The organism is Cognatiyoonia koreensis, assembly GCF_900109295.1.
Taxonomy (GTDB): Bacteria; Pseudomonadota; Alphaproteobacteria; order Rhodobacterales; family Rhodobacteraceae; genus Cognatiyoonia; species Cognatiyoonia koreensis.
The window spans coordinates 590,103-606,808 of sequence record NZ_FOIZ01000001.1; the positions used below are offsets into that span (position 1 = coordinate 590,103).

Below are 16,706 nucleotides of genomic sequence, written 5' to 3' on the forward strand. Positions count from 1 at the left end.
GTATCCCGCGGTTAAACTCGCATGGGCTATTGTCTGATTGGAACGCATGTCACGAATCCTTACCACCTGGCCCGGAGTCGTCTTTATTGCATTCCTGACGACCCTGGCTGCGATCTTTGTCGCATCGGTGCTTGCCTTCATGTTGTATGCGCCGGCGCACCAGTCCGAGGCCATGCGCAATACGCCGTCCATCGCTTTTCTGACGGCATTTCCCTTTTGCATCTTTGTCTGGGCGCAGGTTCGCAAGAACATTCATTTGAGCCGCGAACTGCAGCGTATGGTGAACCGCGACCGGCTTACCGATGTTGCGACCCGTGATTTCTTTTTCCGCCACATCGGCAAGATCTCGCAGTGTCAGGGGATTATTCTGATGGTGGACATCGATCATTTCAAAACGGTGAATGACACCCATGGCCATTTGGCTGGTGACGGCGTGATCCAGCACACGGCAAATGTGCTGCGCCGCAATCTGCGCCAGAGCGATATCGTTGCCCGTTTTGGCGGAGAGGAATTTATCGTCTTTCTCGCCAAACGGGACATGGAATCCGGATTGCGGGTTGCTGAGCGGATGCGAAAGGCGATTTCCGCTGAACCGCCCGTAAGTGACGGCACGCCGATTGCGGTGACTGTGTCGATTGGCGGGGCGCAGAAACGGGTTTGCGATTCGCTGGAGAAAGTGATCAAGGCCGCTGATGTGGCGCTTTATGCGGCGAAGAACGCCGGACGGGACCGGTCGGTCTTTGCGGATGATGTCCTGCCCACCGCGGCCCCCGGCATCGGAAGCGCTGCGAGCGCGACCTGAATTAGCAACTGCCTTGGCATTGGGCTGTATACCGAAATAGACTTTGCTTTGCGCGGCTTGGCAGCATACGTCTGAGCCCGTTGCGAGGGAGGATCTGACATGGACGGCAATCAAACAGCGGTTGACCCTGACGGGCTGATGGAATTTTCAGTGGTCTTTACCGACCGGTCGCTGAACCACATGTCCAAGGCGTTTCAGGGTGTCATGAACGACATCCGCGAGATGCTGAAAGAGGTTTATAACGCCGATAAGGTCGCGCTTGTCCCAGGTGGGGGCACCTACGCGATGGAAGCGGTCGCACGCCAGTTCGGCAACGGCGCGCATGCGTTCGTTGTGCGCAACGGTTGGTTTTCCTACCGCTGGTCGCAGATTTTCGAGGCCGGTGATTTCACGGCAAAAACGACAGTGATGAAGGCGCGACAGGCGGGCAACGACACACGCGCCCCCTTTGCGCCAGCCCCGATCGAAGATGTGACCGCGGCCATTCGCGACGCCAAACCCGATGTTGTCTTTGCGCCGCATGTCGAAACATCGGCCGGGATCATTCTGCCCGATGACTACATCACCGCCCTTGCAGACGCGGCGCATGACGTTGGGGCGATCATGGTGCTGGATTGCATCGCGTCTGGTTGCGCATGGGTGGATATGAAGGCGACCGGTGTTGATGTCCTGATCTCTGCCCCGCAGAAAGGATGGTCCGCGACACCATCCGCCGGTCTGGTCATGATGTCCGACCGCGCGGTCGCGCGCATGGCGGATACGAACTCGAACAGCTTTACCGTCGATTTGAAGAAATGGTCGGCGATCATGGACGCCTATGAAAACGGCGGCCATGCGTATCATGCCACGATGCCGACAGATGGTCTGAGGGCGTTTCGCGATACAATGCAGGAAACCCGTGATTTCGGGTTTGCGAAACTGAAAGAGGCGCAATGGGCGCTGGGCAATGCTGTGCGCAAGGCGCTGGCCCACAAGGGCATCAAATCGGTCGCGGCAGACGGGTTTGGTGCACCGGGTGTCGTGGTCAGCTATACCGATGATCCGGATATCCAGAACGGCAGCAAGTTCGCAGCCCAGGGCATGCAAATTGCGGCGGGGGTGCCGCTGCAATGTGATGAGCCAGAAGATTTCCGCACCTTCCGCATTGGACTGTTCGGTCTGGACAAGCTTTACGATGTTGACGCGACATTGCAGCGGTTGTTGCCGGTGCTGGACAAGGTGCTTTAGCGGGCACCCAATCCCATTTGCATCAGGGTTGTGCGGATCGGTTTGATTCCGTGCAGCGCCTTGATTCCGAAGCCGCGCAGATCCTGCATGACCGGTTGTCCAGCGATGGATGCGCGGTTGAGCAGGTCGATCCCTGTCACGCGGAGCTTGATGTCGGCATGGCGCAGTTGCTGGTAGCGATCCAGCAGGGCGGGCACGCCGGGATCCGCGCGATGCGCCTCTGCCAGATCAAGCAGGCAAGCCAGATCCTTGAGCGACATGTTCAGCCCCTGCGCGCCGATCGGCGGCATGACATGGGCGGCTTCTGCCACAAGGGCCGTCCGCGGGCCGATGATGGTGTCGGCAATCTGGCTGACGATCGGCCAGCCCGTGCGCCGGGTGGCCAGATGCAGCGGGCCGTAGAAATGGCCGCTTCGCTCTGTCGCGGCATTCTCAAAATCCTGATCGGACAGCGTCAGCAGATGGTTCGCCGTCGCCCCATCCGTCATCCAGACCACTGCGGAACATGGCTTTCCATCGTGGTCGGGCAATGGGACGAGTGTGAAAGGGCCGCCCGAGCGATGGATTTCGGTCGATATATTGTTGTGCGGGGCGTCATGTGTCACGGCGAATGTCAGCGCCTTTTGCCCGTAGCGATACGTTTTCACATTGATGCCAATCGCGCTGCGCACAGCCGACTGGCGCCCGTCCGCGCCGATTACCAGCTTGCCCGCGACAGTCGTTCCGTCGCTGAGTTTGACCAAAGCTGCTTGTGTGCGTGACAGCATCGCCGCAAAGCCGACACCGGGGCGGAAATCGACGTTTGGCAAGTCCTTCAGGCGCGCAACCATTTCGCGGCGCAGCAGCCAGTTCGGCAAGTTCCATCCAAATGGTTCGGCGGAAATATCGCTGGCGTTGAAATCACGTTGGATCGCGGGATCGTTGCCCGCGTCGATGATCCGCATCGTTTCAAGCGCTGTCGCGTGCGGCTGAAGTGCATCCCACAAACCTGCCCGCGCAAGGAAATCCCGCGCCGGTTGCAGGAAAGCCGTGGTGCGCAGGTCTGCGCCGCTGTCGGATTGCGTGGTGATCGGTGGGGCAGGGTCCACGATCACGACGCTAAACCCGGCGCTGCCAAAGGCTGCGGCGGCGGTCAGCCCGGCGACGCCGCCGCCTGAAATCAGAATGTCGGTTTGTTCTCGTGTCATATGCCAGACATAGCTTGCGCAAATGGCGCGGGAAAGGGGTTGCGACAGAACGCCTGTGCTTGCCCGACGGGGGTCTGCGGGACTAGGGTAGGGTACGATGTGAAAGGTTTCGACAGATGAACGATCCGCGCCAACCGCAGAAAGACGCCTATGCGTTGATTCTTGAGGCGATCGACAGCCATATCTACAAGCCGGGCGACAGGCTGGTCGAGAGTGAGCTGGCCGAGCGTTTGGGTGTCAGCCGCACACCGGTGCGCGAGGCGCTGCAGCGTCTTGAAACCCAGTCATTGCTGACACGTGACGGTCGATCCCTGATCGTGGCCTCGCTCGACCATTCGCAATTGTCAGAGCTTTACGTGGTGCGCGGCGAGTTGGAGGGTCTTGCCGCCCGTCTTGCCGCCCGCCATGCCACCCCAGAAGAGGTGACGGTGCTGCGCTCTATGCTGGACGCCGATCAGGCGTTGATCAACGATCCCGACGCCTTGAGCCGTGCCAATCGCCGCTTTCACAAGCAAATACATCTGGCATCGCATAACCGGTTTCTGGTGCAGCAACTGGACCTTGTGCACCGGTCCATGGCACTTTTGGCGACGACTTCTATTTCCGCCGAAGGGCGCGGTGCGGATACACTAAAGGAACACGCGACCATTGTTGCGGCGATCGAGGCGGGCGATGGCGATGCGGCCTACAAAGCGCTGCGCGATCACATCAGTGAGGCATTTGTTGTCCGTCTGAAGCTGGATGCGCAGGCCGTCGAGGCGGCAGAGTAGCATCCGGCATCAGCACGCCGTGGGTCGTCTTGTCCCAATAAAACGGTTTCCACGTCAGTTCGACCAATCCCTTGTACACGGCGGCGACGGCCAGCGAAAAATATAACTGCAGTGTCGGGGCCCAGAACGCCAGCCTTGGCTTGCCCGCACGCCGCGCGCCGATGATGTAGATTGCGAGGTTGATCAAGCCCGCCGCGATGAATGCACCTGCAAGTCCCCAGATGACTGCCGGCGGGACGACGGCTTGCAGCGGATGCGGAATGCCCAGCGGCATCAGCCAGAATGACCAGACCACGGGTGCCAGCGCGAATTGCAGCAACGTCCCCAGAAACAGCAGTTGCACGCCGAAGAACCGCCATGCCCCAAGGTCGCGCCAAAGGGCGAACGGGTCACGCATATGGACGGCGTAGGTGATCGCATACCCCTTGAGCCAGCGCGAGCGCTGTTTGACCCATGGCCACATACGACCGTTCGCTTCTTCCTCGGTCACGGACGCCATGAATTCGGTCCGGTATCCCCGCCGCGCGAGTCTGACGCCAAGGTCCGCGTCTTCTGTCACGTTGTGCGCATCCCACCCGCCCAGTTTTTCAAGAACCGTGCGGCGGAAAAAGAGCGTCGTTCCTCCTAGTGGCACGACCAGTCCCAATTTCGCGAATCCGGGCAGGATCACACGAAACCAGCTGGCGTATTCGAGCGTGAAACAGCGGGTTAGCCAATTGGCAGTCGGGTTGTAGTAATCCAACGTGCCCTGGAGACAGGCGACGTCATGCGTGGCATTTGCAAAGTGATTGGCCACCGTGCGCAATTGGTCGGGGGCCGGTGCATCTTCGGCGTCATAGACCCCGATGATACTGCCATGCGCAAAGGTCATGGCGTAATTCAAGGCGCGGGGCTTGGTTTTCAGCGTGCCTTCGGGCACCGCGATGGGGCGCATCCAGGAAGGCAGCGCCACCGCATCAATGGCTTGCCGCGTTGTTGTATCGTTTGCTTCAAGAACCAGACAAACGTCAAGCAGGCTGCGCGGGTAGTCCAGGGCATCCAGCCGCCTGATCAGATGGGCGGTGATGTCACGTTCTTTATAGAGCGGGACGAGCAGCGTGATCGTTGGCAACCGCACGGGAAGAGCGGCGGACCGGTGTTCCGTGCCAGATGCGGTTTTCCAACCCGCGATTGTCGCCGCAAGTTTCAGCGCTGTCGTGAGGATGACCAGCGCGCTGACAAGCAGACAGAAAAGCGCCGCCATGACAACCGGTGCAGTCAGCAGAGCTGCCCCGAGGAATGTCGCCATGCCAAAGACCCAGCGCTGTGCAACGGCGCTGTTCCAGCAGCGTGAACTGTCCCTTTCAGGCAGTTGCGTTTCGGCGGCATGGGTCAGATGCGGGTCGCGTAATTGCCGCATCGCTTTTGCAAGCTGGGTCGGCGTTGTCAGCGCAAGGCGCACGGGCCCCAGATACGCCGCGAGCGCGTCGCGGTGGCGCATGAACCCGGCGACGCTGGTGCAAAGCACGACCGTCGCGGCACCCGCATTGCGCCAAGGCAACAGGCCGGTTTTCAGGATACGTTGTGCACCAAAGGCCGCGATCAGCCGTGGGTCTGGCGGGGCCGCGACAGGGTCGATCCGCAATGCATCAAAGGCCGTCGCCTGCGCGCTGCAAATTTCGTCTTCTGACAGGTGCCAGTCCGCGCAAAGCACTGTTTCAAGCGGCACATTCTGACGTTTCGCTGTCCACATCGCGGTAAGCAGATCATCGACGCAAAGCGTTCCGCGGTTCAAAAGTTCCTGCCCAAGCGGGGTAAATGCCACGGCACTGCTGGCCGTTGGCAAAGCGATGTTGGAAACCAGACCCATATGCACCTTCAAGTTGTTCACCCTGAAGATGCATGTCCCGCATTAATGTGGGGTTAACGTTGATAAAGAATTAAGCGGCCCGTTCCGCCATCGCGGCTGCGAAGCGTTCGAACAGATAGTAGCTGTCCATTGGTCCGGGGCTTGCCTCGGGGTGGTATTGCACCGAAAACACCGGCCGGTCGGCCATGCGAATCCCGCAGTTCGATCCATCAAACAGGGATACATGGGTTTCGATCACACCCTCGGGCAGCGTTTGCGCATCAACCGTGAACCCGTGGTTCATCGAGGTGATTTCAACCTTGCCCGTGTCATGGTCCTTTACCGGATGGTTCGCGCCGTGGTGGCCGTGGTTCATCTTGATCGTTTGCGCCCCAAGCGCCAGCGCCAGCATTTGATGGCCCAGACAAATCCCGAAGACAGGAATATCTTTATCCAAAACGCCTTGGATCATCGGCACGGCGTATGCGCCTGTCGCGGCCGGATCCCCCGGGCCGTTCGACAGAAAGACACCGTCGGGGTTCAGCGCAAGCACATCTTCTGCCGTGGCAGACGCTGGCAGAACCGTTACGTCGCAACCCGCGGATGCAAGACAGCGCAGGATGTTGCGCTTTGCACCGTAGTCGATGGCGACAACCTTGTGCACGGGGTTGGTTTGCGGCTTGTAGCCTTCCGGCCATGCCCAGCGCATTTCGTTCCAGTGATAGGACTGTCTGCAGGTGACGGTCTTGGCAAGGTCGAGGCCTTCCAGCCCTGAAAATGCGCGAGCTGCCGCGACGAGCGCTTCGATATCGAAATTGCCATCCGGATCATGGGCAAGCGCAACATGTGGTGCGCCTTGTTGCCGGATCGCCCGTGTCAGCCGCCGTGTGTCGACACCGCCCATCCCGATGCGCCCGCGTTTGGCCAGGTACGTGGTCAGTTCGTCGGTCGCGCGCCAGTTTGAAGCATCCGTCGGATCCCACTTGACGATCATGCCATCTGCAACCGGGTCGGCGGTTTCATCGTCTTCGGGGTTCACGCCGGTGTTGCCGATATGCGGGAAGGTGAATGTCACGATCTGCCCGGCGTAGGACGGGTCGGTCATGATTTCCTGATACCCGGTCATCGCCGTATTAAAGCAGAGTTCCGCGACCGTTTGTCCGGTCGCCCCGAACCCCATCCCATAGAAGATTGTTCCATCGGCGAGGGCAAGACAGGCTGTCGGTTTGGTTGGCATGTGCATTTCCCCCGCGGTTGCGCAAACTTGGCCGTGAATAGGCCCCTGTGCGGGGCGGGTCAAGGCCATAGAAACAAGGGATTGACGTTGCGTGCACTCTGCTTGTCAGTGCTGTGCGGCATGGCTATGGTGCGCCCTCGGGATACTGACATGGATAGGGACATCCAATGGATATGCGCAGCCGGGTCAACGCGGCCCTCAAGGACGCGATGAAAGCAAAAGAAGCGGACCGCCTTGCGACGCTTCGGCTGATCAATGCCGCAATCAAGGACAAGGATATCGCCTTGCGTGGTACCGATCAGGAAGAAGAAGGCGTGAGCGATGCCGACGTTCTTGCGATCATGGGGCGCATGGTCAAGCAGCGTCAGGAAAGCGCGCGTGCCTATGAAGAAGGTGGCCGTCTGGAACTGGCCGAGAAAGAACTTGAGGAAATCAAGATCATCGAGGAATTCCTGCCAAAGCAGCTGGATGAAGACGAAGCCGCTGCCGCCGTTGATGCCGCGATCGCCGAAGTTGGTGCGGAAAATATTCGCGACATGGGCAAAGTCATGGCCGTGCTCAAGGGCAAGTACACAGGGCAGATGGATTTCGCCAAGACCGGCCCGATGGTGAAGGCCCGTTTGGGCTAGGTCGCCCCTGGCTAAGGGCCTTTCAGGCTGCGTTTCAGATCACCATAAAGCGCGAGCCGTTCGGCTGAATCCAGAAAACTGCCAATTTCCACCTCGCGGTCACCGCCGCGCAGGGTGATGTAGTTTTCAACCGGACCGCCTTTCGGGTGCAGATGCACACTGACCCAATAGCGGTTCGCCTTCCAATCTTGCCGTTCCCCGTCCGGATTGTGACGCGTCAGATGCGCGGTGTCGTCCGTCACCGTGAGTTCTTCAAGAACCTCGCCTCGTTTGTAGCTCACGTGCAGGGCATACCAGAGGCCACCGAGCATCATCGCGAAAAACGGCAGCAGGCCCCACAGGACAGCTGTCCCGATGACGACGAAAAGCGGCAGCGATATGATTGCCGCTGTTCCGCCGATAAACAGCACGAAGTCCTTGCGCAGCAAAGACCGGTACGGCCAGAGGCTGAGTTGCCAGTCCGGATTTGCGTGTGGCGGTTCTGATGACCATTCGTAAGGCATATAAAGGAATTATCCCGTTTCTGCTGCTTGGCAAATGCGCGAAGTCGTCGCGCTTTTGTCGCGTGCCTTGTTATGGCGATATGGCCGTTTCCTGCAATAAGGTGCAGGATGCGAACCGGATGGGTTTGTCAAACGGGAGTGATTGCGCAATGGACCGGATTGTCCTTCTGGGTGTCAAAGGCGGCCCCGCTGTCCGCAAGAACAGCCAGATGCCGACGGCGTCGTTGTTGCAACTTGTTGGCCACAACATCGTTATCGACTGCGGGATCGGCGTCTCGCGCAGCTGTGTCGAGGCTGGCGTCTCGCTTTTGCAGATCGACGTGATTTTCATCACGCACCTTCATTCGGATCATGTGCTGGAGCTTGGCCCTTTGCTTTATACGGCCTGGACCACTGGCCTGAACCGTCAGATCACGGTCTACGGTCCCCCGGGGATTGCGGAATATTGGGATGGTTTTTTGCAATCCATGGCGTTCGATCAGCAGATACGTATTGCCGACGAAGGCCGTCAGCCCATTCGTGACTTGGTTGCATTTCATGTCTTTGGAGAGGGCCCAGTTGCGAGCATTGATGAAATTGATGTTTCGGCCTTACGTGTGGACCACCCGCCGGTTACCGATTGTTTTGCCCTGCGGTTCCAGACTGCGGACAAGAACGTCGTGTTTTCATCCGACACCTGCTATTTCCCGCCGCTTGCCGACTTTGCGAAAGCGGCTGATGTCCTCGTTCATGAGGCGATGCTGGTTGCGGGCGTGGACGCCCTTGTGCGCCGCACACCAGGTGCAGATCGCCTGCGCGCACATTTGATGGCGTCGCACACGCCAGCCGCCGATGTCGGACGTATTGCGGCGGATGCCGCTGTTAGGCGTCTCGTCTTGAACCATATGGTGCCGATTGACGATCCTGACTTCGGGGATGCCGATTGGCTGGCCGAAGTTGCGAAGACCTATTCTGGCCCGGTGCAAGTGGGCAAAGATGGCATGGAGATCATCCTTAATCCCTGACCATGCCAAGCCGTTTACGCAGCGCATAAAACAAGTTTGCGATTGCATAGGGCCGCTGGGTCTGAAGGCTCGCGTCGCGGAACGCAATGACAGCTGCGCGTAGTTCTGGGTCAGTGATGTAGGGCAGCATTTCCCCTGCACGGATCGGGGCACCGCGCGATTTCACGACCGATCGTTGTTTGGACAAAGCGGTGATTTGTTTGGCCAGATCGGGCATTGCCTTGAAGATCGGCGGGCAGGGCATGCCGCCACATTCGAAGGCAACACGTGTCATTACGCATTTCGAACACACGCCGCAGTTGCCCCCTTGCTCCTTCTGTGCGGCACACACGCCGATGTGGTTCAGAAAGCGGGCGTCTTTTTGAATGGCTTTGACCTTGTGGTATCGCGTTGTGTCTTTGCCGATGTAGTGCGTTGTATTCGTTCCGCTTCCGACATGGGTCCCGATCGCGAAATTGTTGCCCCACGGAAACCTGATCAGATCCTGTGCAATGGTTTTATCCGCCGCAAATGCGACATCAGAAAATTGCGGACCAAGAAAATGCATGCAGGCTGCAAGTTGTCCGATGTGATGCATGCGCCAATCGAAACCGATACGACGCAGGTTCGTTTTTACGACCACTGGTTTGAGCCCGGCAATGTCAGACATCGCCGTGACCCGGTTCAGAAGTGTTTGGAACCCAACCTTATGGCTTGGCCGGTAATCCGCACCGTGGACAACCATCGCGTGGGTGAATTCGATTTCCGCCTGCTTGCTGACCAATGCATAGGTGGAGTCAATCCCTGTGCTAAGGCACAGCGCTTTGATATCTCCCGTTGCAGGTTGATCAGGGACGATCGTGGTGGGGCGCACGCGATACGCCGTATCTTCGTTGCGGGCCATGCGATGAAATTCGCTGAGGTAGCCGCAATTCTGCGTGGCCGTTTGCGTGACAGCCGCGTGCAAGGTGACGTCGGTTTCAAAGTTCTGCGCGATGACTTGCGCAGCAAAGGCGGCGAAATCCCAAACCACGGGTGCGCGATGATCGGGGTGTGCGCATTGAAAATAGACACGTTTCGCGGGGTCCTTGCCGAAGATCAGATCGGCGCGACCCTTTTTGTATTTGACAGTGATATCCATAGAAATTGCCTACCTCTACTGTCGTTTTCTTCTGGGGCATTCATGGCCAACCAAAGCTGTAACGCATGGCGCAATTCGGACGAACGAGTCGATGAACAGGCTCGCCGCAATTGGAGAGTTGTCAGGATTGCACGATGCATGTCCGACGAGGTACGAAAAAAGGGCCCGCTTTTGAAGCAGGCCCTTTTCCAACAAATCCAGCAGATTAATGTGCGTGCTGCTTGTCCCAGTCAGACTGCTTTGGCAGCTGCTCGAACGTATGCTCTGGCGGCGGGGATGGGAGTGTCCATTCCAGCGTATCGGCATATTCGTTCCATGGGTTCGCCTCTGTGCACTTACGTCCCCAGATCAGCGCATAGAAGATCACGCCGATGAAGAAGAGGAACGAAGCAAACGACAGGAACGCGCCCCAAGAGGAGATGTAGTTCCAGTACGCGAAGGCTTCCGGATAGTCGATGTAGCGGCGTGGCATGCCCTGACGACCCAGGAAGTGCTGCGGGAAGAAGGTCACGTTCGCGCCGATGAACATCGCCCAGAAGTGCAGCTTGGCTGCCCATTCAGGATACATCTTGCCGGACATCTTGGGGAAGTAGAAGTAGATCCCCGCGAAGATACCGAACACAGCGCCCAACGACATCACGTAGTGGAAGTGCGCCACGACATAATAAGTGTCGTGATAAGCCCGGTCGACGCCAGCCTGTGACAGGACGATCCCGGTCACACCGCCCACGGTGAAGAGGAACAGGAAGCCGAAGGCCCAAAGCATCGGTGCCTTGAATTCAACGGAGCCGCCCCACATCGTTGCAATCCACGAGAAGATTTTCACCCCTGTCGGGACCGCGATCACCATTGTCGCCAGCATGAAGTAGGACTGCTGTGTCAGTGACATGCCAACAGTATACATGTGGTGCGCCCAGACGACGAAGCCCAGAACACCGATTGCAACCATCGCATAGACCATCGGCAGGTAGCCGAAAATCGGCTTGCGCGAGAATGTCGCGATGATGTGGCTGATGATCCCGAATGCGGGGATGATGATGATATAGACTTCCGGGTGACCGAAGAACCAGAGAATGTGCTGGTACAGGATCGGATCGCCGCCGCCGGCCGGATCAAAGAAGGTTGTCCCAAAGTTCCGGTCTGTCAGCAGCATCGTAATCGCGCCGGCCAGGACAGGCAGGGCCAGAAGGATCAGCCAGGCTGTGACGAAGATCGACCAGGAGAACAGCGGCACCTTGTGCAGTGTCATGCCCGGTGCGCGCATGTTCAGGAACGTCGTGATCATGTTGATCGCGCCAAGGATCGAGGACGCACCCGACACGTGAACCGCGAAGATCGCCAAATCCATCGACATACCGGCTTCGGTCGTCGAAAGCGGTGGGTAGAGCACCCAACCCACGCCAGAACCAAGCTGTCCGTTGCCGCCCGGTGCAAGCATCGACGCAACGCCAAGGCCTGTACCTGCAACATACATCCAGAAAGACAGGTTGTTCATCCGCGGGAACGCCATGTCCGGCGCGCCGATTTGTAGCGGCATGAAGTAGTTACCAAAGCCGCCAAACAGCGCCGGAATAACCACGAAGAACATCATCAGGACGCCGTGGTACGTGATCATCACATTCCAGAGGTGCCCGTTTGGCGTACATGGGTTTGCCGCATCGGCAATAAACCGTGCGCCTTCGACGCACATGTATTGCACGCCAGGTTCCATGAGCTCCAGTCGCATATACACCGTAAATGCAACCGAAATGAACCCGACGACACCTGAAACGAACAGGTACAGGATCCCGATATCTTTGTGGTTTGTGGACATGAACCACCGGGTAAAGAAACCGCGGTTGTCTTCATGCTCGTGGCCGTGGATGGCTGCGTCTGCCATGTGGCTCTCCCTCGCGTTGGCTACCTCTGTCGATGGTCGAGTCGGACTGCGCCCATCGGTTTGGCATGCTTCTAGTGGACCCCTTGGGGTAGAGCAAGATGCGAAGGGTCCGTAGACATGGGTAAAATTGGCGCAGGTGCCTTTCAGTCTTCCCAGTCTGTTCCGATGGGTTTGCGTGACCGATTCGTCTCTTCCGAGATCATTTCCTTGACGTCTTCCTTTTCCTCGGCGTCAGCTTCCGGCACCGGATTTTCCGCCTTTGGTTCCGGCCCCAAGGTCAAGCGATAATACATCGGAAAGTGGTCTGACCCGATTTTGCCCAGCCGATCCATCGAAATGAAGCGGAACCGCTGATCATGAAAGAGGTGATCCAGAGGCCAGCGAAAGACGGGATAGAACGCATTGAAAGTATTGTAAAAACCGCGTCCAACACGGGGATCAAGAAGCCCTGATAGTCGCTGGAATCGCCGTGTTGTCGTTGACCAGGCCACATCGTTCAGGTCTCCCGATACGATCGCGGGCAGCGGATGGGATTTCGCGAGCAGGCCGACCTTGGCAATTTCGCTGTCACGTCCAAGCGTATCGTGACTTGCAACAGGTGGTTCCGGGTGCACGACATACAGGCGGAATTGCGACCCGTCCCGCAAGGTAACGTTCGCCTGAATCGATGGAACACCTTCCGTGACCAGATCCTTTACCTCTTTGTTGGACAGGTACAGTTTCGAGAACAGGCACATCCCGTAGCCTGTTTCCTTGGCGCAGATCACGCTGTCGTCATAGTGTTCGTTTAGCGGGGCAAGTGCCTCGATCCAGCGGTCATTCGTTTCCACAAGCATGAGGATATCGGGCTTGTATTCATCGACCATCCGCAAAACCGCGTCGTAATTGTCATTGGATTGCTTGACGTTCGCGGCAATCAGGCTGACTTCGCTTTCTTCATTACCGTCTGACCGATCTTCCGGTGGTCGTGATTGCCACGGCCAAAGTGGTGTGAACTTGGCGATAAAAAACGCATTCGTTACGGCCGAGAGGCCGAGGATTGTCGCGCCGAAGATCAGTGCTTTGCCCTCGAGCAGGTAAGGCAGCGCGACCAGCGCGGCCATGGCAAGCCAGAACCACTGAAGCCGCGGGAATGCCAGACCCCTGATGATTCCGTGTGGAATCTTGCTGAAAGGCGCAAGCGTGAAGGCCGCAATGATGACGACGATGGACCAGCCGAGAATGCTCATGCCGGTTGCGGTGTCGCAAACACCGTTGAAAAGGTTTTCTTGAGCGCGACATCCACGTCATCCATCGTCACGGGCAAACCCAGATCGACAAGGGACGTCACGCCGTGTTCGCTGATTCCGCAGGGCACAATGCCTGAGAAATGTTCTAGATCGGGTTCGACGTTGATCGAAAGCCCGTGAAAGCTGACCCATTTGCGCAATCTTATCCCCAGTGCGGCAATCTTGTCTTCCGGTTTTTGTCCCGCTGCGGTGAGTGGTTTGTCATCACGCACAACCCAGACGCCGACGCGGCCTGTACGTCGTTCACCGCGCACATTGAACTGCTCCAAGGTGGCGATAATCCAGTCTTCCAGGTCGGCGACGAACTTACGCACGTCATGTCCACGCGCGGCGACGTTGAGCATGACATACGCCACGCGCTGACCGGGGCCATGGTACGTGTATTCACCACCGCGGCGGGCTTCGTAAACGGGAAATCGTGCAGGATCGACAAGATCGGCGGCCTTTGCGGATGTGCCGGCGGTGTAGAGTGGCGGATGTTCGACCAGCCAGACCAGTTCGTCTGCCGTGCCCGCAGCAATGGCGTTCGCCCGCGTTTCCATCACTGAAAGCGCCTTTTCATAGTCAGTCAGCCCGGGGGACGTAATCCATTCAACCATATCCCAGATATGGGCCAAGTCGTCAGGCAATGCAAAGGGGGTCATTAACCTAGAATTCGTTTGTTTGCGGTAATTGCTATGTTCGAACACCGGGCGAGGAGTGCCGTGCCGTCATATCGTTTCAACGGATTTGCAAACGACAGTTTCGTCGTCCTTGGCGGGGGCGGTTTCACTGTCGGCGCGTTTGTTCGTCTTGATCCGCTTTGGACTGTGGAAAGCAACAGCTACGATTTTGATATTACAGATGGCGGAATCGGGACCGACTTTGACGGCGATCAAATGTCGGACGAAGTCGGCGACGACAGCGACCAGATCGGGACAGTCACGGACACCAATGGCACGATCATCGGGTCGGGCCGCATATATCTAGAAAGCGGGATGCGGCTAGATGACGGGGCCGGGAACACCGTTTCAGTCTGGTTCGTTGAAATTGCGGGCGTACCTGTCGGGATGGTGGCGAACGGGCCAATCGATCCGGGCGTGACCTATGAGATCACCAGTGTGTTCAATGTGGCGTCTGTGAACGTCCCGCAAAGCGCGGGAATGGTATCGCAGGATTACTCCACTGCGTCTGATGAAACTGTCAATGGCAGTGACTTTGATGACGATGTAACGGCTGGCGCAGGCAACGACACGGTTTTCGGTGGCGCGGGTGACGACATGCTACGCGGGGATGACGGATCGGACACGCTGTATGGCGGCAGCGGCAATGATACGTTCTTCGGCGGTGCTGGAAGTGACACATTATCAGGCGGCTTGGGTGCCGCGGATCTTGTCGTTTATGGGGGATCCTATACCGACTACACCTTCCAGATTGACGCGTCCGGTGCGCTTGAAGTCACGGAGACTGCGACGGGCGACACGGACACACTGACCGGTATCGAACGTATCCAGTTCGCCGAGGGCACTTTTGATCTGGTCGTCGGGACCAACGACGCAAATTCGCTTGGCGCGCCCGGCGGTGCCCCAGCGTTCATCGTCGCGGGTGAAGGCGCAGATGGCGTCGGTGGGGGCAGCGGCGGCGATGTCATTTTTGCCGGTGCAGATCAGGACATGGCCGGTGGTGGTGATGGCAACGACTCGATCTATGGTGGTAGCGGCAATGATGGGTTTGGCGGTGATGCCGGGGATGACCAATTGTTCGGCGGCGCTGGCGAAGACGCGATTGGCGGCGGTGACGGTGACGATACGATTTATGGCGGCGAAGATTCCGATGCTATCGGTGGAGATGCAGGGAACGACACCGTTTTTGGCGGATCGGGAAATGACACGATCGGCGGCGGCACTGGCAACGATAGTCTGTCGGGCGATGCGGGGAACGATACGCTTTATGGTGACGCTGGCGCGGATATCCTTTCTGGTGGCGATGGACGGGATACCCTTTTTGGAGGAAGCGGCGATGACACTTTGTTCGGCGGTGCGGGTAACAACGAACTGGCGGGCGATGATGGCAATGACACCCTGATTGGAGGAGCGGGCAGCGAAACCTTTAGCGGTGGTGCCGGTAACAATGTTTTTGTCGCTTCAGAAGGGTCCGCCGAAGACGTTATCATTGACTTTGATACCGGAGATGCCGACGGCGACGGGTTTTACAACGATCAGCTGGACGTCAGCGGGTTACGCAATCTTGACGGCAATCCCGTCAATGTAAGCGATGTCACGGTGTCGGTGACAGGCCTTGGTTTTGCCCGGCTAGGTTTTCCAGAGGGTGAGTCGATCGTTTTGCAAGGCGTTCCCGCTGCCTTGATGCTGACCCCGATGCAGTTGAGAGCGGCTGGCATCCCCTGTTTTACAGCCGGAACACCCATTCTGACGCCAAAGGGCGAAATTGCTGTCGAACACCTGAAAGCCGGCGACCTTGTCATGACCCGCGACACTGGCCTGCAGCGCATTATCTGGGCCGGGCAGCGTCGCCTGTGCCGCAAGACACTGCTGGCGAATCCGAAACTGCGCCCGATCCGCGTTGATGCTGGTGTGTTTGGCAACGAGACACCTGTTATGTTCTCTCCACAACACGGGTTGTTGCTGCGTGACAGAGGCGGTGGCGGGTCCGAACAGTTCGTGCGCGCGCGCCACTTGGCCCGCATCAACGGCGGGAAAGTCCGGATCGCACACGGCACATCCGAAGTGACCTATGTCCATCTGATGTTCGAGTCGCATCAAGTCATCCTGTCTGCCGGGATCTGGACCGAAAGTTTTTATCCCGGACCGCAGGCGATGGCATCCTTGCGTCAGGAGGAAATGGCTGAAATGGCCGTTCTTTTTCCCGATCTATTCAGCGCGGGAGTGCAGGCTGCCTATGGCCAGCAGGCAAGGGCGTTCGCGCCGTTCCGCACGCTTTCTGCGCATATTGCGGACTTCGATCCGGTCATGGGATAAACCGCTAACGGAATGGATTGATTTTCTCTTGGCAAGGGCAGGGGCCTGTTCTATACGCCACGCAGCCTGACAAATGCGGTCGTGGCGGAATTGGTAGACGCGCAGCGTTGAGGTCGCTGTTCTTTAACCGGAGTGGGGGTTCGAGTCCCCCCGACCGCACCAAGGTATCCCTTGTCCCCCGATGAACTGACGCTTTTCATCCGCGTCATGGTGCGGATGCAGCCGGTCAACATGCGATTCTGGCAGATGCACA

Annotated in this window: 14 protein-coding genes and 1 tRNA gene; 7 read left to right on the forward strand and 8 right to left on the reverse strand. The window is 58.1% G+C overall.

Annotation, left to right across the window (positions count from 1 at the left end):
- Positions 1-46 precede the first annotated feature (46 nt).
- Entirely contained in the window at positions 47-802 is a 756-nt protein-coding gene (locus BMY44_RS02920; protein WP_089990056.1) for a GGDEF domain-containing protein, read from the forward strand.
- A 99-nt stretch (positions 803-901) separates the two neighbouring features.
- Complete coding sequence (locus BMY44_RS02925) at positions 902-2,029, forward strand: aminotransferase class V-fold PLP-dependent enzyme (protein ID WP_089990058.1); 1,128 nt, start codon at positions 902-904, stop codon at positions 2,027-2,029.
- Here the strand turns inward: BMY44_RS02925 and BMY44_RS02930 are convergent.
- The gene (locus tag BMY44_RS02930; RefSeq protein ID WP_089990061.1) at positions 2,026-3,216 is read right to left on the reverse strand and encodes a UbiH/UbiF family hydroxylase; all 1,191 of its coding nucleotides are present in this window, start codon (positions 3,214-3,216) and stop codon (positions 2,026-2,028) included. The genes BMY44_RS02925 and BMY44_RS02930 overlap by 4 nt on opposite strands.
- A gap of 116 nt (positions 3,217-3,332) precedes the next feature.
- Between BMY44_RS02930 and BMY44_RS02935 the strand changes: the two genes are divergently transcribed.
- Entirely contained in the window at positions 3,333-3,986 is a 654-nt protein-coding gene (locus BMY44_RS02935; RefSeq protein WP_089990064.1) for a GntR family transcriptional regulator, read from the forward strand.
- On the opposite strand, the gene BMY44_RS02940 is transcribed toward BMY44_RS02935, so the two are convergent.
- Positions 3,925-5,856, reverse strand: a complete 1,932-nt coding sequence (locus BMY44_RS02940) for a glycosyltransferase family 2 protein (RefSeq protein ID WP_131801562.1) — start codon at positions 5,854-5,856, stop codon at positions 3,925-3,927. The two genes, BMY44_RS02935 and BMY44_RS02940, sit on opposite strands and share 62 nt — an antisense overlap.
- A gap of 49 nt (positions 5,857-5,905) precedes the next feature.
- Positions 5,906-7,051, reverse strand: a complete 1,146-nt coding sequence (carA, locus tag BMY44_RS02945) for a glutamine-hydrolyzing carbamoyl-phosphate synthase small subunit (protein ID WP_089994456.1) — start codon at positions 7,049-7,051, stop codon at positions 5,906-5,908.
- 167 nt (positions 7,052-7,218) lie between these two features.
- Between carA and BMY44_RS02950 the strand changes: the two genes are divergently transcribed.
- On the forward strand, positions 7,219-7,680 hold the full coding sequence (locus BMY44_RS02950; protein ID WP_089990068.1) for a GatB/YqeY domain-containing protein: 462 nt from the start codon (positions 7,219-7,221) through the stop codon (positions 7,678-7,680).
- A gap of 11 nt (positions 7,681-7,691) precedes the next feature.
- Here BMY44_RS02950 and BMY44_RS02955 read toward each other — a convergent pair whose 3' ends face one another.
- The gene (locus tag BMY44_RS02955; RefSeq protein ID WP_089990070.1) at positions 7,692-8,183 is read right to left on the reverse strand and encodes a DUF2244 domain-containing protein; all 492 of its coding nucleotides are present in this window, start codon (positions 8,181-8,183) and stop codon (positions 7,692-7,694) included.
- On the opposite strand from BMY44_RS02955, the gene BMY44_RS02960 reads away from it, so the two are divergent.
- Entirely contained in the window at positions 8,165-9,187 is a 1,023-nt protein-coding gene (locus tag BMY44_RS02960) for an MBL fold metallo-hydrolase (protein WP_242650470.1), read from the forward strand. The two genes, BMY44_RS02955 and BMY44_RS02960, sit on opposite strands and share 19 nt — an antisense overlap.
- Here the strand turns inward: BMY44_RS02960 and BMY44_RS02965 are convergent.
- The 4 genes from BMY44_RS02965 to lipB all read right to left on the reverse strand — a co-directional run bounded on the left by BMY44_RS02965 (position 9,177) and on the right by lipB (position 14,074).
- Positions 9,177-10,307: a hypothetical protein gene (locus BMY44_RS02965; protein WP_089990075.1), complete on the reverse strand. Its 1,131-nt coding sequence runs from the start codon at positions 10,305-10,307 to the stop codon at positions 9,177-9,179. The genes BMY44_RS02960 and BMY44_RS02965 overlap by 11 nt on opposite strands.
- Before the next feature lie 205 nt (positions 10,308-10,512).
- Positions 10,513-12,186 (reverse strand): cytochrome c oxidase subunit I, encoded by a 1,674-nt coding sequence (ctaD, locus tag BMY44_RS02970; RefSeq protein WP_089990078.1) that lies wholly within the window; start codon positions 12,184-12,186, stop codon positions 10,513-10,515.
- A gap of 143 nt (positions 12,187-12,329) precedes the next feature.
- Complete coding sequence (locus BMY44_RS02975; RefSeq protein ID WP_089990082.1) at positions 12,330-13,415, reverse strand: endonuclease/exonuclease/phosphatase family protein; 1,086 nt, start codon at positions 13,413-13,415, stop codon at positions 12,330-12,332.
- Complete coding sequence (lipB, locus tag BMY44_RS02980; protein WP_089994459.1) at positions 13,412-14,074, reverse strand: lipoyl(octanoyl) transferase LipB; 663 nt, start codon at positions 14,072-14,074, stop codon at positions 13,412-13,414. The genes BMY44_RS02975 and lipB overlap by 4 nt, the downstream gene beginning before the upstream one ends.
- A gap of 105 nt (positions 14,075-14,179) precedes the next feature.
- Here lipB and BMY44_RS18430 point away from each other — a divergent pair, with 105 nt between their 5' ends.
- Positions 14,180-16,453, forward strand: a complete 2,274-nt coding sequence (locus BMY44_RS18430) for a Hint domain-containing protein (RefSeq protein ID WP_165611773.1) — start codon at positions 14,180-14,182, stop codon at positions 16,451-16,453.
- 75 nt (positions 16,454-16,528) lie between these two features.
- A tRNA-Leu gene (locus BMY44_RS02990) sits at positions 16,529-16,615 on the forward strand.
- Positions 16,616-16,706 lie beyond the last annotated feature (91 nt).